The sequence below is a fragment of the Leptolyngbya iicbica LK genome (assembly GCF_004212215.1).
In the GTDB taxonomy this organism is placed as follows: Bacteria; Cyanobacteriota; Cyanobacteriia; order Phormidesmidales; family Phormidesmidaceae; genus Halomicronema; species Halomicronema iicbica.
In genome coordinates this window covers 171,485-198,360 of record NZ_QVFV01000002.1, presented here as the reverse complement: position 1 = coordinate 198,360, position 26,876 = coordinate 171,485, and the positions used below count along the sequence as shown (strand labels likewise).

At 55.1% G+C, this 26,876-nt stretch carries 26 protein-coding genes and 1 riboswitch; of the genes, 5 read left to right on the top strand and 21 right to left on the bottom strand.

Annotated elements, in window-relative coordinates; all coding sequences use genetic code 11:
- Positions 1–46 precede the first annotated feature (46 nt).
- From DYY88_RS07995 to DYY88_RS07985, 3 genes are all read right to left on the bottom strand, one after another.
- The gene (locus tag DYY88_RS07995; RefSeq protein ID WP_201279062.1) at positions 47–754 is read right to left on the bottom strand and encodes a response regulator transcription factor; all 708 of its coding nucleotides are present in this window, start codon (positions 752–754) and stop codon (positions 47–49) included.
- A gap of 500 nt (positions 755–1,254) precedes the next feature.
- A complete protein-coding gene (locus tag DYY88_RS07990; protein ID WP_044151367.1) occupies positions 1,255–1,800 on the bottom strand; it encodes a DUF4149 domain-containing protein in 546 nt (181 codons plus the stop codon).
- 387 nt (positions 1,801–2,187) lie between these two features.
- On the bottom strand, positions 2,188–2,556 hold the full coding sequence (locus DYY88_RS07985; protein WP_437438582.1) for a DUF6679 family protein: 369 nt from the start codon (positions 2,554–2,556) through the stop codon (positions 2,188–2,190).
- A gap of 357 nt (positions 2,557–2,913) precedes the next feature.
- On the opposite strand from DYY88_RS07985, the gene recJ reads away from it, so the two are divergent.
- Positions 2,914–5,250 carry a single-stranded-DNA-specific exonuclease RecJ gene (gene recJ / locus DYY88_RS07980; RefSeq protein ID WP_052288583.1) on the top strand — a complete coding sequence of 779 codons (2,337 nt, stop codon included), beginning with the start codon at positions 2,914–2,916 and terminating at the stop codon, positions 5,248–5,250.
- 30 nt (positions 5,251–5,280) lie between these two features.
- Here recJ and DYY88_RS07975 read toward each other — a convergent pair whose 3' ends face one another.
- Positions 5,281–5,565, bottom strand: a complete 285-nt coding sequence (locus DYY88_RS07975) for a hypothetical protein (RefSeq protein WP_039728578.1) — start codon at positions 5,563–5,565, stop codon at positions 5,281–5,283.
- Between the two features lie 244 nt (positions 5,566–5,809).
- A complete protein-coding gene (gene pirA, locus DYY88_RS07970; RefSeq protein ID WP_039728579.1) occupies positions 5,810–6,223 on the bottom strand; it encodes an arginine synthesis PII-interacting regulator PirA in 414 nt (137 codons plus the stop codon).
- A gap of 49 nt (positions 6,224–6,272) precedes the next feature.
- Positions 6,273–6,368, bottom strand: a riboswitch (Glutamine riboswitch).
- A gap of 386 nt (positions 6,369–6,754) precedes the next feature.
- Here pirA and DYY88_RS07965 point away from each other — a divergent pair.
- Positions 6,755–7,621, top strand: a complete 867-nt coding sequence (locus tag DYY88_RS07965; RefSeq protein WP_039728581.1) for a 6-carboxytetrahydropterin synthase — start codon at positions 6,755–6,757, stop codon at positions 7,619–7,621.
- A gap of 313 nt (positions 7,622–7,934) precedes the next feature.
- On the opposite strand, the gene DYY88_RS07960 is transcribed toward DYY88_RS07965, so the two are convergent.
- Positions 7,935–8,288 carry an ArsR/SmtB family transcription factor gene (locus DYY88_RS07960; protein ID WP_039728584.1) on the bottom strand — a complete coding sequence of 118 codons (354 nt, stop codon included), beginning with the start codon at positions 8,286–8,288 and terminating at the stop codon, positions 7,935–7,937.
- Positions 8,289–8,446: 158 nt separating this feature from the next.
- Between DYY88_RS07960 and DYY88_RS07955 the strand changes: the two genes are divergently transcribed.
- On the top strand, positions 8,447–8,614 hold the full coding sequence (locus DYY88_RS07955; RefSeq protein WP_072041387.1) for a metallothionein: 168 nt from the start codon (positions 8,447–8,449) through the stop codon (positions 8,612–8,614).
- Between the two features lie 245 nt (positions 8,615–8,859).
- Entirely contained in the window at positions 8,860–9,738 is an 879-nt protein-coding gene (gene yghU, locus DYY88_RS07950; protein WP_039728585.1) for a glutathione-dependent disulfide-bond oxidoreductase, read from the top strand.
- A gap of 117 nt (positions 9,739–9,855) precedes the next feature.
- Here yghU and DYY88_RS07945 read toward each other — a convergent pair whose 3' ends face one another.
- From DYY88_RS07945 to DYY88_RS07915, 7 genes are all read right to left on the bottom strand, one after another.
- Positions 9,856–10,254, bottom strand: coding sequence for an Alr5209 family pentapeptide repeat protein (locus tag DYY88_RS07945; protein WP_039728587.1), 399 nt, complete (start codon positions 10,252–10,254; stop codon positions 9,856–9,858).
- 111 nt (positions 10,255–10,365) lie between these two features.
- Positions 10,366–13,212 (bottom strand): DNA mismatch repair protein MutS, encoded by a 2,847-nt coding sequence (gene mutS / locus DYY88_RS07940; RefSeq protein WP_039728589.1) that lies wholly within the window; start codon positions 13,210–13,212, stop codon positions 10,366–10,368.
- Between the two features lie 117 nt (positions 13,213–13,329).
- Positions 13,330–13,929, bottom strand: coding sequence for a hypothetical protein (locus DYY88_RS07935; protein ID WP_044151368.1), 600 nt, complete (start codon positions 13,927–13,929; stop codon positions 13,330–13,332).
- Between the two features lie 249 nt (positions 13,930–14,178).
- Positions 14,179–15,090, bottom strand: a complete 912-nt coding sequence (locus tag DYY88_RS07930; RefSeq protein ID WP_084607147.1) for a DUF1206 domain-containing protein — start codon at positions 15,088–15,090, stop codon at positions 14,179–14,181.
- A gap of 6 nt (positions 15,091–15,096) precedes the next feature.
- The gene (locus tag DYY88_RS25130) at positions 15,097–15,987 is read right to left on the bottom strand and encodes a tetratricopeptide repeat protein (RefSeq protein WP_039728592.1); all 891 of its coding nucleotides are present in this window, start codon (positions 15,985–15,987) and stop codon (positions 15,097–15,099) included.
- 82 nt (positions 15,988–16,069) lie between these two features.
- Positions 16,070–17,086, bottom strand: coding sequence for an AI-2E family transporter (locus tag DYY88_RS07920; RefSeq protein WP_039728594.1), 1,017 nt, complete (start codon positions 17,084–17,086; stop codon positions 16,070–16,072).
- Between the two features lie 152 nt (positions 17,087–17,238).
- The gene (locus DYY88_RS07915; RefSeq protein WP_039730299.1) at positions 17,239–17,442 is read right to left on the bottom strand and encodes a hypothetical protein; all 204 of its coding nucleotides are present in this window, start codon (positions 17,440–17,442) and stop codon (positions 17,239–17,241) included.
- A 250-nt stretch (positions 17,443–17,692) separates the two neighbouring features.
- On the opposite strand from DYY88_RS07915, the gene DYY88_RS07910 reads away from it, so the two are divergent.
- Positions 17,693–17,851, top strand: coding sequence for a YqaE/Pmp3 family membrane protein (locus DYY88_RS07910; RefSeq protein WP_039728595.1), 159 nt, complete (start codon positions 17,693–17,695; stop codon positions 17,849–17,851).
- 110 nt (positions 17,852–17,961) lie between these two features.
- Here the strand turns inward: DYY88_RS07910 and DYY88_RS07905 are convergent, their stop codons facing one another.
- The 8 genes from DYY88_RS07905 to DYY88_RS07870 all read right to left on the bottom strand — a co-directional run bounded on the left by DYY88_RS07905 (position 17,962) and on the right by DYY88_RS07870 (position 26,462).
- Entirely contained in the window at positions 17,962–19,176 is a 1,215-nt protein-coding gene (locus DYY88_RS07905; RefSeq protein WP_039728597.1) for a 2,3-bisphosphoglycerate-independent phosphoglycerate mutase, read from the bottom strand.
- Positions 19,177–19,318: 142 nt separating this feature from the next.
- Positions 19,319–19,741 (bottom strand): rhodanese-like domain-containing protein, encoded by a 423-nt coding sequence (locus tag DYY88_RS07900; RefSeq protein WP_039728598.1) that lies wholly within the window; start codon positions 19,739–19,741, stop codon positions 19,319–19,321.
- A 236-nt stretch (positions 19,742–19,977) separates the two neighbouring features.
- Positions 19,978–20,697 (bottom strand): DedA family protein, encoded by a 720-nt coding sequence (locus tag DYY88_RS07895; RefSeq protein ID WP_201279063.1) that lies wholly within the window; start codon positions 20,695–20,697, stop codon positions 19,978–19,980.
- Positions 20,698–20,786: 89 nt separating this feature from the next.
- Entirely contained in the window at positions 20,787–23,471 is a 2,685-nt protein-coding gene (locus DYY88_RS24855; RefSeq protein WP_039728600.1) for a cation-translocating P-type ATPase, read from the bottom strand.
- Positions 23,472–23,784: 313 nt separating this feature from the next.
- On the bottom strand, positions 23,785–23,976 hold the full coding sequence (locus DYY88_RS07885; protein WP_039728601.1) for a hypothetical protein: 192 nt from the start codon (positions 23,974–23,976) through the stop codon (positions 23,785–23,787).
- 87 nt (positions 23,977–24,063) lie between these two features.
- Positions 24,064–24,528, bottom strand: coding sequence for a BON domain-containing protein (locus tag DYY88_RS07880; protein ID WP_052288584.1), 465 nt, complete (start codon positions 24,526–24,528; stop codon positions 24,064–24,066).
- Positions 24,529–24,780: 252 nt separating this feature from the next.
- The gene (locus tag DYY88_RS07875) at positions 24,781–25,308 is read right to left on the bottom strand and encodes a WGxxGxxG family protein (protein ID WP_052288585.1); all 528 of its coding nucleotides are present in this window, start codon (positions 25,306–25,308) and stop codon (positions 24,781–24,783) included.
- A gap of 320 nt (positions 25,309–25,628) precedes the next feature.
- Positions 25,629–26,462, bottom strand: coding sequence for a DUF1206 domain-containing protein (locus DYY88_RS07870; RefSeq protein ID WP_039728602.1), 834 nt, complete (start codon positions 26,460–26,462; stop codon positions 25,629–25,631).
- Between the last annotated feature and the right edge of the window lie 414 nt (positions 26,463–26,876).

Sequence of the window (26,876 nt, the reverse complement as noted above, 5' to 3'; positions counted from 1 at the left end):
CCCACGCAACAGCGCCGCCAAATTTTAGCCCTGACAGGACAGCGCACTAGTCGTCATCCGTCACTAAGCCGTGTTCTAGCGCATAGCGCACCAGCTCCGTACGACTGTTGGTGCCGGTTTTGCTAAATAAGCGACTGACATATTTTTCGACATTGCGCACGCTGGTATCCAGGCGACTCGCGATCTCTTTGTTCATCAACCCTTCGGCCACACGGTTCAAAACGTCTTGCTCGCGAGGGGTGAAATCAATCCGAATCGGCGACGGAGTTTTGCTGATGCTCCCTTTTTGCGTAAGCAACGCCTTGATTTCTTCAATCTGCTTCGCCATGGCAGCAATATCGGGCAAGTTGCCCCCTTCTGGCGTCCGCGCATCTTGCCGCTCGATCAGGTTGCTGACGATCGCCACCAACTCTTCCGGATCAAAGGGTTTGGGCAAATAGGCATCGACCCCGGCACTGTAACCTTGAATGCGATCGCTGGTCATGCCCCGCGCCGTCAAAAAGATCACTGGCAACGACTTGTAGCGGGGGTCTTCGCGCACTTGTCCCAGGAACTGGTAGCCGTCAACCTGGGGCATCATGACATCAGAGATCAGCACGTCCGGGGTTGAGAGCTGCAGCTTTTCCCACCCTTCCGTAGCATTGCTGGCGACCTCAACGTTAAAACCGCTGTCTTCCAGATAAGTCTGCACAGCTTCGCGCAGCCCCGCCTCATCATCGACCAGTAGCACTTTTCCTGTGATTTCTTCACTCATCGCTCAACCCTATGACCACGTTGCTGTCCCTTAACTTTAACGCCAAGTGGCCGCCCCATTACAGTGCCCTTTGCTGTGTACACCGTGCCCCCACGCAGCACATAGCAGCATTGCCCAAGTTCGCCGATGGTAAGGCTCTGACCCACCGAGATCGCCAAAGCAACACTCCAAAACGCTAGCAGGCCACTCTACAGCGATTAAGAGGCGGGTGCCTGATGAGCCTCCCCAATATAATTGACAGTCGTTCGGGGACACCGTCCCCTGACCGGCTGATGTTGAGGGCAAGCGTCATGCGGCTGCCGCACCACCCCAAACAATGGTAATCGCGCGATTCCTCAAGCAGAGGCCCCCGATCCCTGAGACGCGACCTTCGGATCGGGTCATTCAGCAGGGGCCGGGGGCCTGGAGCGGGTTATGGGATGTCATTGGGGATGATTGCTCCGGACAAAGCGGGGCCAATATCCCCAACCCCAACCATAGCTAGGAGAGATTCGAGTCCGCTAGGCCGCAATATCGACCGTGGCATAAGGTTCGCTGCCCGAGCGTAAATCACTGAACAATAGCCATGCCAAACCGCCGAGGCAGGCGAGCTTACAGATTTCCGACAGCCAATAGAGACTGTGCATCCCCGCCATGACTGGAGCAAAGGCACTTTGCCGGGCATTTTCTAAGTCAAAGGCCATCGCGCTCATTTGCGGCGCCAGAATGTAAGCATCGGCCAAGATCAGTCCTAACAGGGCGATGCCACATGCCAGTGCCCAGCGGCAGCGACTACCGCTATGGCAAACCTCAAATTCTTGCGGACGATGCTGCATGGCTAAAATCCCCGTCAGCAGTACGGCTGCACACAGCAGTTCGACCCGGTTGAATGACCAAAACAAGGAATAACCCGCGATCGCGAAATTGCTATCAGCGGCCATGCCAGAGACATACATGATCGGCATGACTAAAAAGTCGAGCAACAGATTACTGCTGAGCCAAAAAGCCGCGATCGCGAGCACCCAAGGAGTCCAAGTAGGGCGAGAGAAATTCGATTGAGAAAGCATGATGATTATCGATCCAAGAAAACGGCCGCCCCTAAGATTGCAGAAACATCATTATCGGTAGTGACGATTACTCACCAACTGCAATGTATTGAGGGGACGATACCTTTCATTTTGCCGACCTTCCATGGCTTTCCGGCCCAAGCTGACATGAACTGTTGTGTTCACCCAAGATTAGATGAAAGAACTTAAACAAATGTGGTTGAGTGTTTTACTAATTAACGCTCTGTATCATTAACCCAAGCAACACTTTTGCAGCGCCATCCCAACTCTGACTTAATGACTAGATGGAGTAGATTAAATTGGGATGAGATAAAACTTCTCGATCACGAAAGCAGGTTGGCAGCGATGTTAGCGCCACCAACCTGTTCAGATCGGGTGAAAATAGTCCTAATCGGGGTTTGATTCGCGGCGCGGCGGATCCGAGAGTTGCTCATTCTCGGGGCAATCGTCAGTCATGGGAAAGTCAAATTCGCCTCGGGGAACTGCGGCCAACCGCTGCATAACCGACCCAATGCTTTCCAGCCGGATGAGCTCTTCCCAAGAACAAATTTCATCTTCTTCGTCGGTTTCATACCGCACGGTGACGAGGTCGCCCTCAATATCTAAGATCGTGGCGCGTTCAAGCCAGCGCTGTTGGTCCCGTAAGAAAATCCAAACCTCTTTACCCTCACAGCAAAGTTGATAAATCTTGCGGTGAAGCATGTAACCGTACTCCTTAATCGTGACATTCAAACGGGGCGGAAAATAGATGCTCAAGTAGCTACCTGATAGATATCTTGGCTAAGACTGTAGACGCCTAACGTCCGTCAACCCAAAACTTGCAGATAGGAATGCGCGTAACTCTTTTGACAAGGATAAACGACTCCTTACAGTCTAAGGCGACTCGTCCAATTGCGTGGCATAAACGCCCCAAATCCGCTACATCTTCACGGTAGTTTAGGTCCGCAGGATATTGATGGGGTGATCGCGGGGCAGACGCTAACGCTCACGTAACCGCCGCTACACTTAAGTGGATTCGCTAGGATCAATTGCTGCGGACGATTTAGCGCCACTGCTACTTGTTGGCTGTCGGCACAATCTCGTTGATGGCCCCCGTGGGACGATGCGTTAAAGATGACTTTTCCTCGATTTCAATGGCATTTAGATGACCGTGACTTGCCACCGGCTGAGTGGCAAGCCGAGTTTGCGGCCTGGGCCGCCCACCAGAATTGGCCGACGCCATTTATTGAACTGGTCGGCCAACTGCTTTGGCAGCGCGGCTGGCGGCAACTCAACGAAATTCGGGGCTATCTGGATGCGGCGGTGTATGAACCGACAGCGCCGGGCGCGTTTGGCGAAGAAATGACGAGAGCGATCGCGCGCCTCAGTACGGCTCACCAGCAGCAGGAAAAAGTCGCCATCTGGGGAGATTTTGATGCCGATGGCCTGACGGCCACCGCCGTTCTCTGGGAAGGGTTGGGCCAATTCTTTCCCCAAACCGAACGGTTGCGCTACTACATTCCCAATCGCTTTACGGAGTCTCATGGTCTCTCGATCGCGGGCTTGGACGAGTTGGCTGCATGGGGCTGCAACCTAGTGGTGACCTGCGACACCGGCAGCACCGCCACCACGGAGTTAGCCTATGCCGCTGAGTTGGGGATGGACGTCATCGTCACCGACCACCACACCTTGGCGGAGTCGCGCCCACCCATCATTGCCCTGATCAATCCCCGACAACTACCCGAGGGACACCCCCTCGCTGACCTGTCGGGTGTCGCCGTCGCCTATAAGCTGATGGAAGCCTTGTACGCCGCCTTGCCAGAGATCCCCCAACAGCCGTTAACCGTGCTGCTAGATTTGGTGGCGATCGGGCTGATTGCCGATCTGGTGGCGCTGCGGGGAGACTGTCGCTATCTCACTCAGCGGGGCTTGCAAGTATTGGAAGCCCAAGCCCAAACCGGAGTGCGGCCAGGCGTGACCAAGCTGCTGGAATTTTGCAAACGCACGGGCGATCGCCCCTCGGATGTCGCGTTTGGCATTGGTCCCCGCATCAACGCGGTGAGTCGCATTCATGGCGATGCCAGCTTTGGGGTAGAGCTGCTGACCAGCCGCGATCGCCGCCAGGCCGAAGCCCTCGCCTTAGAGGCCGAACTCGCCAACACCCGCCGCAAAGAACTGCAAGCCAACGTGCTCCATCAGGCCCAACTGCAGCTGGCACAGCTTGATCTCAGCACCACCCAGGTCATTTTGCTCAGCGATCCGCAATGGTCACCGGGCGTATTAGGACTGGTCGCGAGCCAAATCGCCCAGGAATACGATCGCCCCACCATCCTCTTTCAAACGAAAACCACGGCTGCTCCCGGTCAGCCATTAATGGCCCGCGGCTCCGCGCGATCGGTGCACCAGATTGATCTGTACGCCCTAGTCAAAGCGCAAGATCATCTATTAACGAGCTTTGGGGGACACCCCTTTGCCGCCGGGATGACCCTGCCCGTCGAAAATTTACCCCTGCTGTCTGCCGGATTAAATCGTGCCGTGCGGGCCTACTTACCGACCACCGACCTCACTCAACCGCCCCCCCTGAGGGTGGATTGCGAAGTCACCGTCACTGACTTGGGCAAAGACCTCTTTCGGACGCTGAAGCTGCTCGAACCTTACGGAATGGGCAATCCCACGCCGCGACTGCTGCTGCGACAGGTCCAAATCACCAACCTCTGGGAAGAAACCTTGAAAGATCGTCGGGGCGGCAAACAGCGCTACCACAAGCTCAGCTTTGACATCGTTGACCCGAGCACCGAGGCCCGCTTTTCAGGACATTGGTGGGGCCATCGTCGCGCCGATTTGCCCGAGGGCCATTACGACCTAGTCGTCGAACTCGACGTAAATATGTACAAGAAGCGCTACGAAGCTCGTCTGGTGGATCTACGTCCAGTGGCGGTGGCAAGCGCGACTGGCACCCCCAGTCAAACGGCCTGGCTAATTGACCAACGCGATTCAGCGATGGACGCTGCCCCGCCGCCAGCGATGTTTCACTGCCCGACTGATTGGTCAGATTTTGTCCCTTACCGCAGCGCCCATGATTACCTCACCCTGGCGTATCCGCCCCCCTCGCCGTTAGCGGCAGAGCTGCAGTGGCAGCAGCTGTTAGGCGTCGCCAAGTACTTGGCCCGCACCGGAGAACGGCGCTCCATCGCAGCGCTACAGGCCAAACTAGGACTCAGCGATCGCACCTTCGATGTCGCGATCGCGGCCCTGCAAAGCCTGGGCTACACAGTGCAGCGCCAGCTGGATGAACTCGGCCTGATGGCTCCGCCCACAATGCCCACCTCGACGCAATACCAGCAAGCTGCCCGCCGCTTTTTGAGCGCCTGGCAAGAAGAACACTTTCGCCAGCAATACTTTTATGAGGTGCCGGTGGATATTTTGGAACAGGTCTTGGGGGCGATGCCCCCAAATTCAGCCAGCGCTTAGTTCGGGCAATGGTACCGCCGTGAGTGGCGACTATCGCGAATAGCGAGTTTCCAACCAGTCCAGCACGTCGCTTTCAGACGGGTAAGTAAATCTCTGGCCAGAGTGTGGGTCATAAATATGCCAGCGTGCTTCACCCTCGACGGTGTAAAACTTGCTGACTCGGGGTTGGTTGCGATCGCGGGTCAACTCCTCTACTAAGGCGGCCCCAATCTGCCGTAAAAAGCTCCAGATCTGCAACCGAAATGGGGTGGCGGGCGATCGCTGATACGCTTTTTCTAACTGCTGACGAACTTGAATTTCGTTAGGACAAACCATTGCTTGCCTCCTTGAAAAGGTGAACCGATTTGCTGTTGGTCACACCTTAGGCGGTCCGGACAAGGAGATTCAAAGCACAACACAGATTGCATCTATGCAGAAAATCGATGTATTGGGAATGGGGACTGATTGGATGGGGGCAACATTCTCAACCCAGAACCGAATCTGCTGAAAACGCCAATGCCTCCCGATCCTGGTGAGGAGCGAGAGGCATTGGCAAATAACTTCCGGTACAGGATGAAAGCTAGGCGTACTGATGCATTTCGTCTTCTAACTGACGTAAAAGTCGATCATCGCCCTTGGCCTGAGCCACTTGCATCCGCCGCTCTAGCGATCGCTTCATATTGGCCTGATGCATATCGGCGGCTTCTTGCAACAAGCTGCGCCGGGCCGCTGCCATCGAGTCAAACACCGGCTTAAACTGAGCCTGTTGCGGGGCTTTATTCACCTGTACGACCGCTTCAATAGCACCTTGGCGAGTGGTGTGATAAGGCGTACCGCGATACGTCAGATTGGCCTCGGGCTGAGGAAAGGGAACATGGCGCACATAAGAGAAGTGCAAAGGCCGCCCGCGATAGTGCCCTAACATTTCGCTCTCAGACACCTCCAACGCAGGAGGTGTGTAGTCGTATTCGACGCCCCGGTAACAAAGTTTCATATTTCGCCTCCAAGCCTAAAACTTGTCTGAATAGGTGAGTCAATCAAGAGGCGCGTTCCTTCGGGCAAAGCCCTACTTCCGTCCCCAAATGCCGTCAATTAATTCGACGCTTGGCTGCCAAACAGCACAAATCAGGATGAACGATTTTTTATTATCTGTATCCAATTTTACTTTTTTGGGATTATGTCAACAACCCCTGAAACTAAAAGTAATACTTTGGATGGAGGCTCAATCGCTTTGGTGCCAAGGCTTTATTTCCTCAATCGAGGGAAATATGAGAAGCCGCGCAGTCAATCGTTACCTTAGGAACGGGAATTAAATTAAGTGTGGGCAGCCGTCTCGGCTGTTCAAATGCAGGCAAGATGCCTGCGCGACAAGACTTGAATTTTATAAAATCCTGATTCCTTAGGAATGTCTCACCGGAATCAGAGACGGCAGACCGTTCGGATAAAGGTCTCAGATTGGTAGAGCGATCGCCTATCCTGATAACAGGAACATTACGGAACGTAAACAAAACGGTGCGCTGTTTTTATGGAATGCGTCATTAACCGCCGCGCTCAGTTTTCGGCCAGTCATCGCTATTGGCTGCCCGAACTTAGCGAGGCTGAAAATCAAGCGAAGTTTGGCCCCTGTAGCCGGGCACCAGGACACGGCCACAACTATGTGCTGTACGTGTCGATGGTGGGTGAACTGGACGAGTACGGCATGGTGCTGAACCTGTCTGATGTAAAGCAGGTCATCAAGCGAGAAGTCACCAGTCAGCTTGACTTCGCATATTTAAATGATGTCTGGCCGGAATTTCAGGCCACGCTGCCGACCACGGAGCATATGGCACGGGTCTTGTGGCAGCGCCTCTCGCCCCATCTCCCTATCACCAAAATCCAATTATTTGAACATCCCGAACTTTGGGCCGAATACACAGGAAATAACATGGAAGCTTATCTCACCATCAGCACTCACTTTAGCGCCGCCCACCGACTGGCGTTGCCCACGTTGAGCTTCGACGAAAATGTCGAAATTTACGGCAAGTGCGCCCGCCCCAATGGCCATGGTCATAACTACCATTTGGAAGTGACGGTGAAGGGGGAAATTGAGCCCCGCACAGGCATGATTGCGGATTTGGAGGAGTTGCAAAAGGCCATTGATGATCACGTTGTGGAACCCTTTGACCACACCTTCCTCAACAAAGACATTCCCTACTTCGAAAAAGTGGTGCCCACAGCAGAAAACATCGCCGTCCACATTCGCGATCTGCTGCGAGAGCCCATCGCCCAAACCGGTGCTCAACTGCATAAGGTGAAGCTGATCGAGAGCCCCAACAACTCCGCTGAGGTCTACTGCACCGCCGACTTAACGCCCACCGCTGAGTCTACGCGCCCAGAATTGGCAGCCGTGTAAGCACTGTTGGGAGTTACCAGGGTTGGCGATTGGGAGCCTGCCCTGGCCATTGTGCCCATTTCAATTCGCCGTATTTACTAGCCCTTCATCGACAGGTGATCGTGTTGCGGTGGGTGAGGACTGTTGCAGTGTTGCGGCAGCAGAAAAATTCCGTCGCCCCACGCCACTGGTCTATGTTCAGAAATAGTGCGTCACGCCACGATCGCTCTATCTACAGACAGTTTCTGCACATGAGCTACTTCACTGTGGTGAATCGAGCTGGCGATCGCGCTACGGGACCGTGACGTGCGAGCTTGTAAACCGTGACCTGATATCAATCCTCCGGTTCATCAAGGTGCTCAGACGCGGCTTGATAGAGATTGAAAATGTGGTCGTCTTTTAAGCAGTACAAAACGCTGCGGCCTTGCTTGCGATAACTCACCAACCGCATGCTGCGTAGCACCCGTAACTGATGAGAAACAGCCGATTCGCTCATGTCAACGGCTGCCGCCAGTTCGCCCACGCGCAACTCTTGCAAGGCCAGCGCCGACAAGATCCGCCAGCGGTTGGGGTCACCCAGCACGCCAAAAAACTCAGCCATGCGCTGGGCTTTTTCCACACTCAGAATCCCGCCCATTGAGACATCGGCCGCGATCGCTGACACAGCATTATTTTCAGAATTCGACATTGATTAGCCGTTAGTGAGCAGCAATCCTTTAGCTTTAGTTTTACCTCTCGATCAAAGCTAAATATTGTATACCTAAACACATGAACAGGCATTCAGGTATTATAAAATCATGAATGCTTGTTCATGTATGTGTCATTTTATCGACTAAGGAGATTGCGATGACGACTGTTACTCAAATGAAATGTGCGTGCGATTCTTGTTTGTGTGTTGTCGACACCAGCCAGGCGATCGCCAAAGACGACCATTACTATTGCAGTGAGGCCTGCGCTAACGGTCACCCGAATGGGGATGGCTGTGGTCATCAAGGCTGCACTTGCCATAGTTAAGTGGTTGACACCGCCATCACGACAGCTACCTCATACATGCGACCATTTCCGCTCAAAGAGTTAGCTGTCACTCATTTCACTCATGGATTTACCTGGTTTGAAACGGCGCTAGGAATCGTGCATGGTGACAAATACATGGTTCTTATGCTGGCGTTGGGAGTTCGCGCAGACTCAGGCAATCCTCAGTCAAAACTGGATGTGGTGGGATAGGCTAGCGATCGCGTCAATTACTTCAGGCAAATTTTATGAGCACTCCATCAGAGTACACCCCCCCCAAGGTTTGGCAATGGGATACGGAAAGTGGTGGCACCTGGGCCGGGACTAACCGCCCCACCGCTGGAGCCACCCACGAGCAAACGTTACCCGTCGGTGAACATCCGCTACAGCTTTACTCTCTCGCCACACCCAACGGCCAAAAAGTGACGATTTTGTTGGAAGAACTGTTGGCTCTGGGCCTCACTGACGCCGAGTATGACGCCTATCCCATCCGCATTAATCAGGGCGAGCAGTTTGGCAGCGGCTTTGTCGAGGTCAACCCCAATTCCAAAATTCCGGCGCTGGTCGATCGCAGCACCACTCCCCCCACCCGCATCTTTGAATCGGGGGCCATCCTGCTGTATTTAGCAGAAAAATTTGGGGCCTTTGTCCCCTCAGACTCTGCCGAGCGGGCGGAATGTTTGTCCTGGCTGTTTTGGCAAATTGGCTCAGCCCCCTATGTGGGCGGTGGCTTCGGGCATTTTTACCATTACGCCCCAGTCAAGCTGGAATACCCGATTAACCGCTTCACCATGGAGACCAAACGCCAGCTCGACGTGTTGGATCGGCAGTTAGCCGAGCAGCCCTACATCTGTGGTGATGATTACACCATTGCTGACATCGCTATTTGGCCCTGGTATGGCGGGCTAGTGTTGGGACGCTCATACGACGCCGCTGAATTTCTTGACGTGCAGTCCTATACCCATGTGATGAAGTGGGCCAACGAGATTGATGCCCGTCCAGCGGTGCAACGGGGGCGCATGGTTAACCGCACCTGGGGGCCACCGGCAGAACAATTGCATGAACGTCACGCGGCCAGTGATTTTGCCACTCGCACTCAAGATCAGCTCGAGGCAGTCAACGGCTGAGACGGCTTAAATATTGCAGCCTCGGAAGGGGAGTCCCAAAGTCAGGGACTTCCTCTCCCGAACTGACGGTTACATGTAGGAGAAAGACAATGCGGCGCGATCTCTGATGTGACGCTTTTAGGAGTCGGCGCGATCGCTTTTCATTTCGGCCTGAACCGGATCAAACCCAGCGGGGAAGTGGGTCTCCGTCGGGTCATAATCGGCATCGTGAAAGTTCGCCTCGGTCACTGTGGCCTGGCGCAAGTCGGTGCCAATCAGCATCGCGCCCCGCAAATCGGCTTCGGTGAGATCGGCTTCGCGCAAAGACGCATAGCTCAAGTCACAGCCGCGCAAATTGGCCTGGGCCAGGTTGGCGCCGTTGAGTTCGGCGTAGCTTAAGTCAGCGCCCTTCAGGTCAATGCCACTGATGTCGGTTTCCGCCAGCGACACTCCCGAAAAGGTCCGCTGTCCCGCTTGGTAAGCCGTCACCAAATCGTCTCGGGAAAGAATTTCAGAAATCGCCTTAGGGTCAGTCATCGCCACTCGTCTGCTGCGCTTCAAACTCATCAATACTACATTGCCAAATTGGGCGCTATCGCTGAATCCACCAGAGATTTCACACCCTGACACAAAGCGGCACCCCCCAGTTTAAGAACTAAAAATGTCGAGCTGCTCAGCGGGATCTTCTTGGACGCTGCGGCGTTTGCGACGACGACCGTTACCGTTGAACTCCGCCCCTTGGCGCAGGCCGACGGCAATTTTGCTGTGCTTTTCGATTTGGGTCATGACTTCCCGCGCCCGCTGGATGACGGTGGGGGGCAGTCCGGCCAATCGTCCCGCTTCGATGCCGTAGGAGCGATCGGCTCCCCCCGGTCGCACCTGATGAAGGAACACGATCTGATCGGGCATTTCCTTGACCGTCACCTGATAATTGGCGACGTTGTCCAAAATGCCTGCCAACTCGTTCAGCTCGTGATAATGAGTGGCAAAGATGGTGCGTGCTCGGACTTCGCTGGCGAGGTATTCCGCTACCGACCAAGCAATGGAAAGACCGTCAAAGGTGGCGGTGCCGCGCCCGATTTCGTCCAGGAGCACCAGGGAGCGATCGCTGGCGTGGTTCAAAATGTTCGCCGTTTCGTTCATTTCGACCATAAAGGTGGACTGTCCGGTCGCCAGGTCATCGACGGCACCCACGCGGGTGAAGATGCGATCGCAAATGCCCAACCGCGCCCCACTCGCCGGAACAAAGCTACCCACCTGCGCCATGAGCTGAATCAGGCCGACTTGCCGGAGGTAGCAGCTTTTGCCGCTGGCGTTGGGTCCGGTGAGGATGATGAGGTCGGGGTAGAGGGTGTGAGGGTGGCTGGGTGTGAGGGTGGCTGGGTGGCTGGGTAGGGGGGCGGTTTTGGATTTTGGATTTTGGATTTTGGATTCGGCTTCGCTGTTGCCATTCTGACTACTGGATTCTGGCTCCTGGCTCCCATTTTCTGAATTTTGTAGGGCTGTGCCCTTCCCGGAGGGTATTTTGAATTTTGAATTCTCCTCCCCGCCTAGCTCGGTGGAATTGGGGACGAAGAAGCCAGCGGGGAGCAATTGCTCAACCACGGGGTGGCGGCCATCGGCGATCTCGATTTCGCGGCTCTCGACCATTTCGGGGCGGCAGTAGCCCTGGTAGATAGCGACTTCGGCGAGTCCGGCGAGGACGTCGGCGGCGGCGACCCCTTGGGCGACTTGGCGGATCAGGTCGGCGTGTTGGCCGACCAGTTCGCGGAGTTGCTGAAAAATTTCGTACTCCAGCTTGTGAATTTCGTCCTGGGTGTTGAAGACGCGGGCTTCCCGTTCTTTGAGTTCGGGGGTGATGTAGCGTTCTTCGTTGGTGAGGGTTTGCTTGCGGATGTAATCGTCGGGGGCCTGGTCGGATTTGTTGCGGGAGATACTGATGTAGTAGCCGAACGCCTTGTTGAAGCCGACTTTGAGGGTGGAGATGCCCGTGCGTTCCCGTTCGGCAGGTTCGAGTTTGGCGATCCAGTCCTGGTCGCCTTTGACCTGGTCGCGGAGGTGATCGAGGTCGGCGTTGACACCGGGACGAATCAGGTTGCCTTCGGTGAGGTAGAGGGGCGGGGACTCGACGAGGTGCGATCGCAGGGTGTCCCCCAGTTTCTCCAACTCGGGGGGGACGTGCTGGAGGGCCTTCAGGTAGGGGGACTCGACGGCTTCGACGAGGGCGGCGAGGATGGGCAAGCGGGCAAAGGAATCCGCGAGGGCAACCAGGTCGCGTCCGTTGGCGGTGCCGGAACCCGCGCGTCCGGCGAGGCGCTCCAGGTCGTAGATTTGCTTGAGCTGCTGCTGGAGCGAGGTGCGGAGGGAGCCGTCATCGACCAGTTCTTGGATGGTGGCTTGGCGATCACGAATCTTCTCAACCGACAGCAGCGGTTGCAGCAGCCAGCGGCGCAACGCCCGTCCGCCCATGGCCGTCACGCTGCGATCGAGCGCCCACAGCAGGGAGCCGTTGTAGGTGCCGTCGCGGGAGGTCTGAGTGATTTCCAGATTGCGGCGGGTCTGGTGGTCGAGCACCAGGAAGTCGCTGAGGACGTAGGTGCTGAGCAGTTGCAGCGGTACCTGGGTGTCCTTCTGGGTGTCTTCCAGGTACTCCAGCAGACCACCAGCGGCGCGGACGGCGAGGGGCAGGTGGTCGCAGCCGATACCTTCCAGCGATCGCAATCGGAAGGTCTGTAACAATCGCTGGCGGGCTTCGGTGTGGGAAAAGGAGCCCTGCGATCGCAGCGTGTAGCAAAACTGGCGGGGCAGGCAGTCTGGCAGTTGGTCGGAGGCTTCACCGGGACGCAGCATGGCGCGCAGGTCGGGGGCATCGGTGGGGAACAGCGTCTCGGAAGGCTGGAGGCGCATCAGTTCCTGCCCCACTTGCTCCAGGTCGTTGTGCTGGGTGGTGAAAAATTCCCCGGTGGACACGTCGGCGTAGGCGAGGCCCCAGTGCTGCCCGGAGATCACCACGGCGGCGAGGAAGTTGTTGCGACGGGCGCTGAGCATGCCCTCTTCGATCACGGTGCCGGGGGTGATGACGCGGGTGACTTCGCGCTTCACCAAGCCCTGGGCCTGGGCGGGGTCTTCCACCTGATCGCAGATGGCGATCGCGTACCCCTTTTCCACCAGTTGAATGCAGTAGCGATCCAGCGCATGGTGGGGAATGCCCGCCATCGGCACCCGACCGACCACCTTGCCGCACTCTTTGCTGGTCAGTACCAGTTCGAGCTCGCGGGCGATCGTGATGCCGTCTTCAAAGAAGGTCTCGAAAAAGTCGCCCACCCGATACAGCAACAGGGCGTGGGGATATTCCTGCTTCACCTGCACGTAGTGCCGCATCATCGGCGTCAGGTCATCGGCGTTCACGTCTTTGCAGTTGGCATAGCGAACGGTGTGTTTCGCCAGACGTTCCGGGATGCCGTGGTTGGCTTCGTTGTCAGCAGGCGCGGCCATAACCCTCACTCGGATGCACAAATGTTCCTAACGATTGTAGGACTCACCTTCCTATGCTGACAGGGAATTTTGGGGGCGGTAGGACGGTGGTTGGCGGATCCGGCTCCTGAACTGACGTCAGCGAGCAGAGCGCACCCCTTGCACCAACTTCACCGCGACATAGCTCAGGGCAATCGTCAGTAGACCGGCCCCAATCCAAACTCGACCCACGTCTGTGAGCCACAACCCGACTAAAGCGAGGGCCAAGCCGTCCGCCAAGAGCACCCCCGATCGCTCTCGCCAGGTCACTGAACGTAGGGGCGGCTCAGCCGCTGGTTGGAGCTGCAGTCCGGCGGCGAGGTTGAAGCCAATAATGCTCATCATGATGACGCCAGCGCCATAACCGAGCCAGCCCCAGGCCGCCAGGTAGAAGCCGACGAGTTGACCGGCGATCGCCAGCCGCAATACGGAGTAGAACCGCATCAATCGATGATCGCTAACTTGTTGCCCAACGGCGGCGACTTGGCGCAGATCGACCATCGCCATGCGCCCCTGTTCAATGCCTGTGAGCAACAAGCCCAACGCCAGTAGACGATGACTGAGCGCCGATTGAGCCAACACTTGCCAACCCAAGCCGAGAATCGCTGGGATAAAGAGGGCACCGCTAACCCAGATCAGCGTTGAGCTGGGTTGGGGCGATCGCGGAGTCGCAGCAGCAGGAGGGAGAGCGTCGGCCAAGGGAGGATAGAAAGTGTGAAAATCGGCAGCACTTAAGTTAACTCATTGTACTGATGACGCGACTTGACAATCGGGTGTTCTGTGCGAATCGCCCATGATTTCTTCTCCAACTATCCATGAACAGAGAACCGCGATCGCCCCAGGGGACGCACCCCTTCGAGGGGTGCGTCCCCTGACTCCTTGGTAAGCGGATTTGATACGAGCTGATCGCCGCATGATGATTGCATGACCCCAGTCCCCTGGTTTCGGCTACTGCGATCGCTGGGCAGAAACCGGAGGCGCTGTCGACTCGGGGACGGGAAAGCGTCGGTAAATCGCCGACAACACCATATAAGTGGCGTAGGCAAAGAACCCGATCGCGATCGCGCTGAGCCACACTTTCCCAAACCGTTGGTCATCCAATCGATCCAGCACTTGGCCCAACCCGCCAGCGGTTTCATCATTCGTGAAATAAGCCGACTTCATTAAATAAGCACCAATCAACATAAAACTGATGCCGCGGGCGGTGAAGCCAATTTTCCCCATCACCACGGTGGTGCGCTTCACGGTGGCATACAGCCGCGGCTGAAACTCGTTAATAAAGCCCCCGGAAAGCGCCCCGTAGGCATAAGCCAGGCCCACACAAATGACCGCCAGGCCACTCAGGAGCAATGCCCAAGGCCCAATCGGCACTTCAAATAAGGCTTCGGCGATTTCTTCGACAGTGTCTTCAAAGTCCACCGTCAATCCGATCGCGAGCCGCCCCGCAGTGTAGCCAATTCCCAAATACGTGAGACCGCTAAAGCCGTATCCACAGCGCTGCATCACGTGATGAAACGCTAACGACTGGTGAAAATTCTCCGGGTCCACCAGCATTTGCACCAACCGCCAGAAGGCATAGCCTGACAGGCCGATCGCTAAAAAGATCAGAATCAGACTGCCGATCGCGCGATCGCCGAGGGCTAAGAGGACGGCTTTGCTCCCACCCGCAGACTCGCCATCATAGACCACACTTCGCAGGGCTAGGAACCCAATCAAACCGTACAGTAGGCCCTTGGCCCCATGACCCCAGCGCATCCACCGACGGGCCCAGGGTCGCTGCGACAGGCGATTGAGCGTCCGCTGTCCCCAACGGACCCAGCGCCGACCAACCCGTCTCCAATTTGCTCGGAGTTTAGCCATCAGGAATTAGTCGCTGAGATAAGTCCGGACATTTTCGAGGGCTTCAACGGCGTAATAATCTTCCGGACGCAGGTCTAAGGCTCGCTGAAAAAAGTCAATCGCGGCGGTATAGTCCTCCCGCTGAGTGGCGTCATATCCCAACCGCATCCAGCGATCGTAGCGCGAAGGCTCCTCTGCTGGGCTGCCCAAACCGGCCTCCCCATCGTTAGTGCCGTCAATGGCGTTCCAGTAGGCAATGGTCGCCCAGCGATCGTTGGGGCGTTCGTACAGGGCGCTGCGAAAATACTCTGCGGCAGTGGTGAAGTCTTGCTCTTGCAACGCCGCATAGCCGAGCCGCATGTAGCGATCGTAGGGCGCTTCCCCTTGATAAGACTGCGTGGCGACTGCCGGGGGTTGAGCCTCCGGCGCAGGCACAACCATCGACTCAGCCGCATTCCCCACGGCCGCTTCCGAGTTGAGATAAGTGCGCACATTCCGAATCGCCTGACTGGCGTAATAGTTACCCGGTCGCAACGCCTCCGCCTGCCGAAAGTTTTCCAGCGCCGTTTGATAGTTGCCCGCTTCCGTCGCGTCGTAGCCCCGATTCATCAATTCATCAAAAGCTTGAGACGTATCGGCGCCATTCTGCAACGCATCGCGAGCATTCCAATACGCCACCACGGCAGAGCGATCGTCGGGATTGAGATACAGGGCATAGCGAAAAAATTGGGCGGCTTCGCCATAGCGGCCCTCCTGCTGAGCGTTGTAGCCCAAACTCATGTAGTCATCGTAAGTGAGGACTTCGGCCTGAGCGGTTTCGAGTGGGTCGGCAGCAGGCGATTCTTGAGCCTGGGCCGCTGCAAAGCCCGTTAAATGACTGAGAATCGCGATTCCGAATAAACCGAATAAAAGTCGCATAATAGTCTCCTTTTTAACCAATGCTTGTTGTGCACGAATAAGATATGCCTTGCTTGATCAGCAGTTAATGCTCATCGGTAAATTAATGCTCATCGGCAAAGCTGCGGACCCAAAATTCATTGAGCCATTGTTGAATGGTGAGGGTTAGTGGCAGGGCGAGTAGGAGTCCTAAAAAGCCGAAAAAGATGGCAAAAATTACTTGCGATAACAGCGTGACAGCAGGCAGCAGCGAGACTTGCTTTTTCATCACGAGGGGAGTTAGCAAATTACTTTCGAGCTGCTGAATGATGATGTAAAGCACCACTACCGCGATCGCTTTCCAAGGTGCATCCAGCACCGCGATCGCCACCGGGGGAATCACACTCAGCACCGGACCCATATTGGGAATAAACGCCAGCAAGCCCGCCAGCAGACCGTTCGCCAGAGCCAGCGGCACGCCTAAGATCCACAGGCCGACGGTGCTCAGCAGTGCAATCACCCCCATGTTGAACAGAATGCCGATGAACCATCCCGCGATCGCTTCTTCGCACTCATCCAAGACGTGATCCACCTGTCGGCGAATCGAAGACGGAAAGACTTTAATAAACAGTCGCCGATAGGGCTGCGGATTCAGCAGCATCATGATGGTGATGACGATGACCAGCAGCAAATTCAGCGTCAGAGATAGGGTGTTCGAAAACAGCGTAAAGAAGCGGTTGGCCACCATCTCCCAGTCAAAATTGCTCAGTTGACTGGAGATAGAGTTGACCGCTTGGAAGTTTTCGAGGGAAAAGGGACCGATGCTCTCTAATCCCTGCAACCACTGCTGAAGTTGGTCGGCCGCTTGGGGGAGCAAATCAATCAGTTCTCGCAACTGTTGACTAAATGGCGGCACGATAATGGCCCCAAAAACGCCCAGTATTAACAGCATTATGCCGACGGTCACAGCGACCGCAGTCTTTCTGGAAGCCGTCCACTGCCGAAGAAATCGCACCATGCGATTGAGGACGATACCGAAAATAACCGCCGCAAATGTGAGCAGCGTGATATTACGAATTTGCCAAAAAATATACAGGCAAATCAGTAAAACGATTAAGGTAATCCATTGACCAAATTTCACTAGATTGCTCCCAGGAAATTAGCGTAGCGATCGGCAAATGCTGCCCCAAAAGCGGCATCACATTTTCAGGCTTAACGCAATATTGAATCATTTCGGCGTGGCTAAAAAATAAAGACTGCCAGGGTCGGCAGTCTTACTGATCAACGGGCTTTCTAGCGAGCTTCAGTGCCCTGATTCGGATCGCCCGGAGTATCGGTGTTCTTATCGCCTGGAGCTTCGGCTTCAGCACCGCTTTTAGCGTCCGACTTGCGAGCCCCCTGTCCGGTGCGACGCGCTTCTTCTACGATGGGAGTATTCTTCTCATCTGGAAAAACTGCATTATTCTTATCTTGAGTTTGTTGACTTTGCTGTGTCATAAAAATACCTTTGCTTACAGCCATACCCAGACAGATTCAGTCTGGCTGGGTAATTACAAACTTGATTTTTAGATATTTCTCAAACTTTTTCATCTCTCGCCAGGAACATTTGCGATCGCCCAGTTGATGCCGCTTACGATGTATCTCTCATAGTTAGTCATGGGCAGAATTGAGTCTCTGGGGGGATGTCTTAAAACAACTATTCCAATTTAATTATGTGAGTTCCTCCGCTAATTTAAGAGGTGAATGTATGGACATCATTCGATTGATACTGGCAATCTTTTTGCCACCTGTCGGCGTATTTCTACAGGTAGGGCTGTCGCTACAGTTTTGGATTAATATCTTGCTGACCCTGTTGGGATACGTTCCCGGTATTATCCACGCGGTTTGGATTATTCTTAGACGCTAAAAATGACCGGAATAAGTCTCGTCAAACAAAGTAAGCGGCTTGGTATTTTGCTGGTTAACCAAGCCGCTTTTGTTTATGAGTCAACCCCCGTCTGGGGTTCGGCTAGACTTTTAAGCGCCGTATTTTTGCATCCGCCCCGCGTTGGCGAGGGCAAGGCCCATGAGATGGGTGCCGGGACGCCGACCGAGCATCCCCTCAGCGCAGGCGTAGTCATCAAAGCGATCGACTCGATCAACCCGCGCATGTTTGGCCTTGAGCATGACGGGGACCGGATGCCAGCTATGGCGGCCTATGGTGGCGGGGGTGGAGTGGTCGGCTGTGACGACGAGGACGTCTGGATTGAGGTCAGTGATTTTGGGCAGTAGCTGATCGACTTGTTCAAGTTTCGCGACTTTGCGATCGAAATCGGCATCTTCGCCGAGGCTGTCGGTCTTTTTAACGTGAATGAAGTAAAAATCATGGTCATCGCCGTAGATGTCGGCGAGGGTGTCAAAGCGTTCGGCCAGGCCTCCGGGACGTGGCATGACATCCATCCCGACCAGGCGACTCACGCCCCGATACATGGGGTAGTCGGCAATGCAGACGCCATTCAGCGCAAAGCGTTCTTGGAGGGAGGGCAGCGGCTCGAAGCGCTCGAATCCGCGTAGCAACACGCCGTTGGCCGGATGCTCGTCGGCTAAAACATCGGACACCTGGCGCAAAAAAGACTGAATGAGCACCGCTGTTTTTTCACCTTCTTCCGCCGTTGCTTTCGGGAGGTTAGGGGGCCGATCGGTGCTTTGCGGGTCGGTGTCTTGGACGGCACCAGATAGGTCATCGCCGCGTAGGACAAGGACGGCGCGATGTTCGCTGACCGTTTCAAAGAAGAAGGTGCCGTCAAAGTCGAGGGAGACGCGATCGCAAATCTTTTGCACCAAGCGTTCGTTGAGGTCGGTGCCAATGCGCCCGGCGCGGCGATCGCTGACCATCCCCTTGTCGCTGAAACTAGCGAAGTTAGCCCGAGCGGCGACATCCCCCGGTTGCAGCTCAAAATCGATGCCCAAAGCCGACAACACCCCGCGACCGATGCGATACTTCAGCGGGTCATAGCCAAACAGGGTCAGATGTCCGGGGCCGCTGCCGGGAGTGATACCGGGACCGACGATTTCAAGCAACCCACAGCTCGATTCTTTGGCGAGGGCGTCGAGGTTGGGGGTATTGGCGGCCTGCAACTCCGTCAGGTGGTGGTCGGGATGGGGAATGCCGCCGAGACCATCCAGGACAAGGTAAACGATCCGGCCGCCTTGATCCCAAGCGAGGTCTTCCCAAATTTCGGTGATATCCATGGTCAGGGATGCGGTGAGAGGTGAGGGTGTAAGTAACTGGACGCCATGAGAAAGCAGAAATCAGCAGCGGGCGATCAGGTGCGATCGCCCGCTGCTGATTTCTGCGCTTTATGGATTGTCCAAACAGGGCGGTGAGCAGGCGTTAGCTAACCGGTGACGAGAACGCTTTGATACCTTCGGTGGGGCCGCCAACCTGCTTCCAGCCAGCGAGTCCGCCTTGAATTTCAGCAACTTTTTGATATCCCGCTTCGCGCAGCTGATTGGCTGCTCCAGCAGCGCTTTCAGCGGTTTCGCCGTAGAGATAAATATCGCGGTTGTATTCCAACTCGGAGGTGGCGGCTTCGGGGAGTTGACCGGGCTGCATAGTCACTGCACCCGTGATGCGCTCGTTATTAAAGGCTTCGCGATCGCGCACGTCGATAATCGTCAGCGCGGGCTCACCCCAATTCAACCGCTCTAGAAGTTCTTGCGGGGTCGCTTGCTCACCTTGCATCTCCGGAGGCGTCGGCAACGGCTCGGTCATGTTCGATTTGGCCGATTCGATTTGTTCAGAAAGGTTAGTCATATCAGATCCTCTTTTGCGCCAATGGCTTCACCTTATCGAGTCACTGCCGAAGTCTCATCGCTCAAGGGGCATAAGCGATCGCGGCTGGTATCTCCCTCATTTGAACGATGCTCGTAAGCGTTTTCGTGGAGAAGAGGACGGATTTGGGAGGGCAGGGGCGCGGGGGAGATGGGGAGATGGGGAGATGGGGAGATGGGGAGATGGGGAGATGGGGAGATAAGGGAAGGTTTTGGGGATTATCGCGGTGATTGGGAATTCTGGCGACGGCGGCGACGACGATACAGCACCCACCCCACGGCAAAGACAGCCAGACCAATCAACACGAATTTACTGATAGGCGCGATGAAGTGGCTAACCTCATCAAAGCGATCGCCCAAAATGTATCCCGCGATCGCGAGGGCTGCCGTCCAGATCACCGTCCCGATGCCGGAATAGACCAGGTAGGCAGGCAATGGCATATCGCTGAGGCCCGCAGGCACTGACACGTAGGTGCGCACACCGGGCACCACGCGCCCCAAACCGACGACCCATTGCCCCTGCCCGCGCTGAAAGAACGCGATCGCTTTTTCAATATCCCTGGGCTTGAGGGTCAGCCAGCGCCCATGACGCGCCACCAAAACCATCAACTGCTCTTGATCGACCCAGCGGCCCACGTAATACCACACCAAGGTGCCGCCCATCGACCCCAGGGACCCGGCAATGATGACCCCCATTAGGCTCATCTCCTCACTGCGGCTGCTGATAAATCCCGCAAAGGGCATCACCACCTCTGAAGGAATCGGCGGAAAGACGTGTTCAAGCACCATCAGTGCAAATACGCCGACGTAACCGAGGGATTCGAGCCAGGTGGTGATCCAGTCAAACATAGGGGGGGATGGGTCGTTGGGTAGCAGGGTCGTTGGGTGTCGTAGGGTCGTTGGGTAGCAGGGTGGATGGGTGTCGTAGGGGCGAGGCATGGTCGGTGCATCTCACCGATTCTTTGCTGAGACATTGCTGCGACCATGTCTCGCCCCCGATACAAATCGGGATGGTAAACAGCAGACCGTTAATGGCGATCGCGCCATACCTTGCCAATTTGGCCCAAAATCAGCGGAATCAGGCTGAATCCCAGCACAAGGCCCCAGGCGCGTGGCGTTAATCCGGTCGTGCCTAAAGCATCGGAAAGACCCGGAACATAGACCGCCGCCAGCAGGATGCCAGTGCAGATGACCAAGGCCCCCCAGACGTAGGGATTGCGCACGACCTCATTTTTCAGCAATCCAGTGCCAGCGCTACGCATGTTGAAAATGTGCCACAACCGCGCAAATGCGAGCGTCATAAACGAAACCGTTACGGCCTGGGTGTCGCTGAGTTGCCATACCCGCAAGGCGATGCCAAAGGCTCCGAGGGTAGCCCCGGCGATCAGGAGTCCGTAGATTACGATATCGGCCCAGTGGCGTTGCGTCAGCACGGCTTCGTTGCCCTTGCGCGGGGGGCGCTGCATCATCAGCTCGTCCCCTTCGCCAAAGCCCAAGGCCAGAGCCGGAAACACGTCATTCACCGCATTGATGTAGAGAATTTGCAGGGGCAGCAGCGGCAACGGCGCATTGAATAGGGAGGTCAGCGCCACCGCGAAGATTTCGCCGGTATTGCCCGAGAGCAGATACAGCGTAAATTGGCGAATATTACGGAAAATGGCCCGTCCCTGAGCGATCGCATGAATAATGGTCGAAAAGGCATCATCCTGCAGCACCATGTCCGCCGCTTCTTGGGCGACCTGGGTACCGCGCTGACCCATGGCCACCCCGATATCAGCTTTTTGCAACGCCGGAGCATCATTGACGCCATCTCCGGTCATCGCCACGATCGCGTCATCGGCCTGGTGCAGGGCAATCAGATTCAACTTTTGTTCCGGACTCACCCGCGCAAAGATCGAGACCTGCTGGAGTTCTTGGCGATTTTGTTTAGTCAGGTCATCCAACGGCTTCAGGGCTTTGCCGGGTAACGCTTTGGCATCTTGCTCGCCGACCACGCCGACCGCTAAGCCAATATTGCGAGCGGTGATGGGCTGGTCTCCCGTCACCATAATCACCCGCACGCCCGCCTGGTGGCAGGCTTTGATCGCCTCTTTGACGCCTTCTCTAGGCGGATCTTCCAGGCCCACAATGCCTAGCCAGGTCAGGTCGTGATAGGGATCCCCTTCGGTGGAATCGACGGTTTTCATCGCAAACGCCAGCACCCGGAGTCCAGCCTCGGCGGTCTCCTTGAGTTGTTGCTGCCAGCGATCGCGAGCCTCACCATCTAACGACTGCTGCCCCGCCCCACTCCAATAGTCAGTACAGGTTTCCAATAGCGCTTCGGGAGCCCCTTTCACCGCTACCCAATAGCCGTCATCGGCCTCATGGTAGGTAGCCATCATCTTCACTTCGGGGTCAAAGGCGACTTCACGAGCTTCGGGCCAGCGATCGCGCAGGTCGGCCCGCTCCATCTCGGCTTTGCGCCCCACTGCCAGCAGTGCTACCTCCATCGGGTCGCCGATGACCTTGTCGGTGTCGCCCATGTCCGACAGCTCAGCGTTATTGCACAGCACCCCGACCTGTAGGAGTTGCCGTAGCGCTGCCGGGTCTTGGGGGTTAATCGGTTCGTTATGCAGACGAAAGCGAGCTTGGCCCGCTTCATTGTCAACGTGCACGGTGCCCGCTTCGGTGACCACGCGGCTAACCGTCATCCGATTTTGGGTCAGGGTGCCAGTTTTGTCGGTGCATACGATGCTGGTGGAACCGAGGGTTTCGACCGCAGACAGACGATTGATCAGGGCGTTTTGCTTCGCCATGCGCCACATGCCCCGCGCCAGCGCCACCGTCGCGACAATGGGCAACCCTTCCGGCACGGCAGCAACGGAGAGGGCGATCGCCGTTTCCACCATCAGCACCAGGTCGCGGCCTTGGATAATCCCCGCCAGCGCCACCACCACCGCAATGCCCAGCGTCACCCAAATTAGGCGGCGACCCAGTTGGTCCAAGCGCTTTTCCAAGGGCGTTTGCTCGCCTCCCGCCTGCTCCGCCAGCTCCGAAATGTGGCCGAGTTCGGTCTCCATGCCGGTCGCGGTCACAATCCCTTCGCCCGCCCCCCGCGTAATGGCAGTGCCCTTAAACAAGCGGTTCGTCTGCTCCGCCAGGGACAAGTCCGGTTCCACGGGCGTCGTATCTTTACTGACCGGCAGAGACTCTCCCGTCAGGGCGGACTCATCCGCTTGCAGTTTGGAGGCTTCGATCAGGCGAATATCGGCGGGCACGACGTCGCCCCCTTCCAGCACGACGATATCGCCAGGCACCAGTTGATCCGCGTCGATCTGTCGCACCTGGCCTTCGCGCCGCACCTTCGCCTGAGCCTTGCTGAGAGCCTGCAGCGACTCCATTGATTTGACGGCTCGCAGCTCCGTCGTAAAGCCGATGATGGCGTTGAGGGCGATCGCCATCACTACCGCGATGCCTTCAATCCACTCTTGAAACGCAAAGGCTAAAACTGCGGCTACCGCTAAAAGACCGATAATCGGACTCTTAAATTGATCGACCAAAATCGCCCAGGCACCCCGCTGTTTCCGCTGCTTGAGCCGGTTCCATCCGTACTTTTCCCGCTGGCGTTTGACTTGCCGATTTTGCAACCCCTGGGCCGCATCCACACCAAAGGCATCGAGCACCCTATCCGAGGATGATTGCGTTACTTCTGCAGTCGAAACAGGACTATTCACAGAATCTCCTTTTATCGCGATCGGAAATCATTGCTTCAGGGTGCAAAAAACTTGAATTCATCATTCTCTATACCTATAGATTTAGGCATCTTGAACAAGGCATAGAAGCCAAGAAAATAAATCTCAAGTTTTTGAGCTGATGGAAATCAACCTCATCCAGATTCAGAAGTGGAGTTTTAGTCGCCCAAGCGGAGCCTAGCAGTCATTGCCAATATCACTTTGAGCAACTATTGCCTAATGGCTAGGCCTTGGAAGGGAGATTTAAGGTGAGAATGATGAAACTGCAATACACCCATGACTGATGAGAATGACCTCATTCCATGCCGGATTGGGAATCATCTGATTCATCCAGCATTTGAGGTGTGACGGCTGGATTTTCAATCACCTCACGGGGATCTTTTTCATAGTCTGGCTTAGACACTAAATCGCGCACATCAAAGGTTTTGTCTTCACTCGCAGACGTGCTTTTAGACTGCTGATGCTGGTCGGGGTTCTGGGATGTCATAAACGTAAGTTTTGAATTAACTGAACAAGGTCGGTAATCACAGAAGTGCTACCGACCGTTATGGTTGGCCTGTCGAAATCGCCGAAGTTAGCTGCTAAAGCCCAGGTCATAGGAAATTTCGTGAACCCCCGGCATTTCCTTAATATCTTGGATGACCTGCTGAGCCATGTCGCGGTTGCTCACCTGTCCGGATAGTCGCACAGAGCCGCTAGAAACACTCAGCTTGACGCTATCAGGAATTTCTTGCTGCACCCGTCGGGTGATCTCGCGATCGCTCAACGGTTTTCCTTTCGCTTGAGCATACTCAATGCCCTGATATTGATTATTTTGAGGGGTCGTTTTGAGCGTTTCTTGGAGGGCCTTCTGACCATCAGACAAAGCATTGTCGTTAGCAGCAGCGGCCATTACTGGGCTCGCAAACGCTGTCATCAATACCGTGGTCAAAATCGCAGCCAAAGCGCCCGTCTGACCTCGACGGGATAGTTGAATGAAAATTCCCGCGATCGCGGCAACTCCCATCGCTAGTGCTAATAAATCAAATGAGCTCATCATGGGCTCTTACCAAATTCAACTTGCCGATGAATTAGCAAATGAGCCATTCATCAACACTTTTGTAGATTATTGGATTACGTAAAAATCATCTTCTCTCATTCGGAATAATCGCCCCTGTATCCCTCGACAGACTTTGAGATCGACGCTTAAAAAGCCTGCTTTGCAAACAGGCAAAACAGGCTTTCACCTAGCGTTTTGTAGGAGCGTCAGACAGCCGAGCGATCGCCGCCCACTGTCTGACTCCGCCCAATGCTATGAGCGATATTCGCCAGCCGCCGTCGCCGGGCGATCGCGGTGATACCGTTCGTCAGTTTCAACTCGGCGCTTGTTGCCACCGGCCAGACCAAATAATCCAACCAGTCCCAGCAGACCTAACCAACCCCAGTTCGACCGCTGCTGGACTGAATCGACGGCATTCTCAGCCGCAACTTCTGCTCTCTGAGCGGCTTCTTCAGCTTCCTGAACCGCTTCCTGGCCAGCTTGCTGAGCCGCTTGGGATGCTTCTTGAGCAGCCTGAGACGCTTCTCGAGCCGTTTGGTCAATTTGCTGCTCTGCCGCTTCACCAGCCGCATCAATCCCTTGCAGCGTTTCTTGACCCGCCTGCTCCAAAGACTCTTCAGCATCTTCGAAGTTTTGGCCAGCACTATCTTCGGTTTCTACCGTTTCTTGAGTCTGGCTGTTTTCCTGCGCTTGCACAGGAGTGTAAGCCATGGGAGCTACGGCTAAACCAAGGGCCGCTAGAGAAGAGCCTGTCAGCTTAAAGAAAGTAGTGGATTTCATTAAAATATCCTCGAATGTCAGTACGATATCGCCAGTTACAAACCTTGAAAGAAAGCACCTCATCCGACTGGCTGCTTCGGATCGAACCACTAAATCTTCTTCTCTCAAGTAACTCTAAATTGAAAAAACTTGGCCAGACTTCTATCTGGAATGACAGAACTTCACTGTATTCACACCCAGTGCCATCAATTAAAAAGGATGACAATATTTCTGCATTGCTAACTCAATAATTATTGCATTGTTAATACGATAATTATTGGTCGGGATTTTGACGTCTAGCAATCGAGAGAACTTACCAGCCATGAATTCAGCGGTTCACTCTATCGGGCGGGTGAAATTCGTCGATATCGAGCTTGGACTTCCAGATGAATGCCGTAAGCAATCAAGCCTAGTGCCACTAAACCCATGAGCCAGGCTCCATAGGGCTGCTGTTGCAAAGTTTGGAGCGCCCCTTCCGTGGTTTGCGCTTGACTGGGGTCAGACGCCCGCGCCGCCTGGATAAAGAAATACCCAATAATCACCGACACCAGACCTTTAGACGTGAGTCCAAAACGCGCAATGCGGGTCGACCATTGCTCTTCTTTAAGGCTCATTTGGGCCAGCTTAAGTTTGCGGCGAAATTTAGTGGAATAGGCTTTGTAAAAGGTGTAAAAACCATAAGCCACGATCGCGACTCCGACGAATCCCACAAGCCACTGACCAAAGGGTTGGGAGAGTAATGTGGCCACCCCTTGCTGACTCGAACTACCGCCGCTACCGCTGCTATTGGAGGGCGAGCCAAACACAATTCGCAGCGCAAAAATCGCTAAGCTGGCATAAATTAAGCCACTCACGAAATAGGAAGCCCGTCGGGCAAATCCACTCAGGCCACTGTCTCGATGTTCTGGATCGCGAAACGCTTCCACAAAGCGCCACACTACGTAGCCGAGTAAGCCCACCCCCACCAAAAACAGCAAAAAATTGCCGAAAGGCTGGTTTGCAATCGTTCGAAAGGCTCCTTTGCTGCCCGTGATGCGCCCGCCCCAATTAAACGCTGCTTGGAACGCCAACACGCCGACAATCATATAAACGATGCCCTTGGCGGCATAGCCAAAGCGAGCTAATCGCTCGATCCATTTTGCTGGCTGCTCGTGCACAATTCTGTCTGCATTCATAGGTTACTAGCCCCCTTTTTAAGTTTTGAAAATGGACTCGCGATCGCGCACAGTAATTGGTTACTACGCTTTCGCAGGGCGTAACCCAAAACAAAATATGCGATTAAAGGTGATGAGCGATCGACCGAAGAATCAAAACCAGACACGATATTTCGATCAATTCAAAGCCGCTATTTTGACAGCCTGCTCAGTTGAGATCCAAATTCTTTTTTCAGATGACCTAGTTTTATCTGCAAAGTATTGTTCGATTCATCTTGCTATGGCTACACATTTAAATTGCAGCAACTCTACCTTCTGATTGCCACAGAATTTCACATGATCGAATTTCATATACAGCATTTCTCACTCTAGTGAGGTGCAGTAGCAGCAATTTGTAAACCAGTTTTTAATGTCTGTCAAAGAAACTTCCTTGAA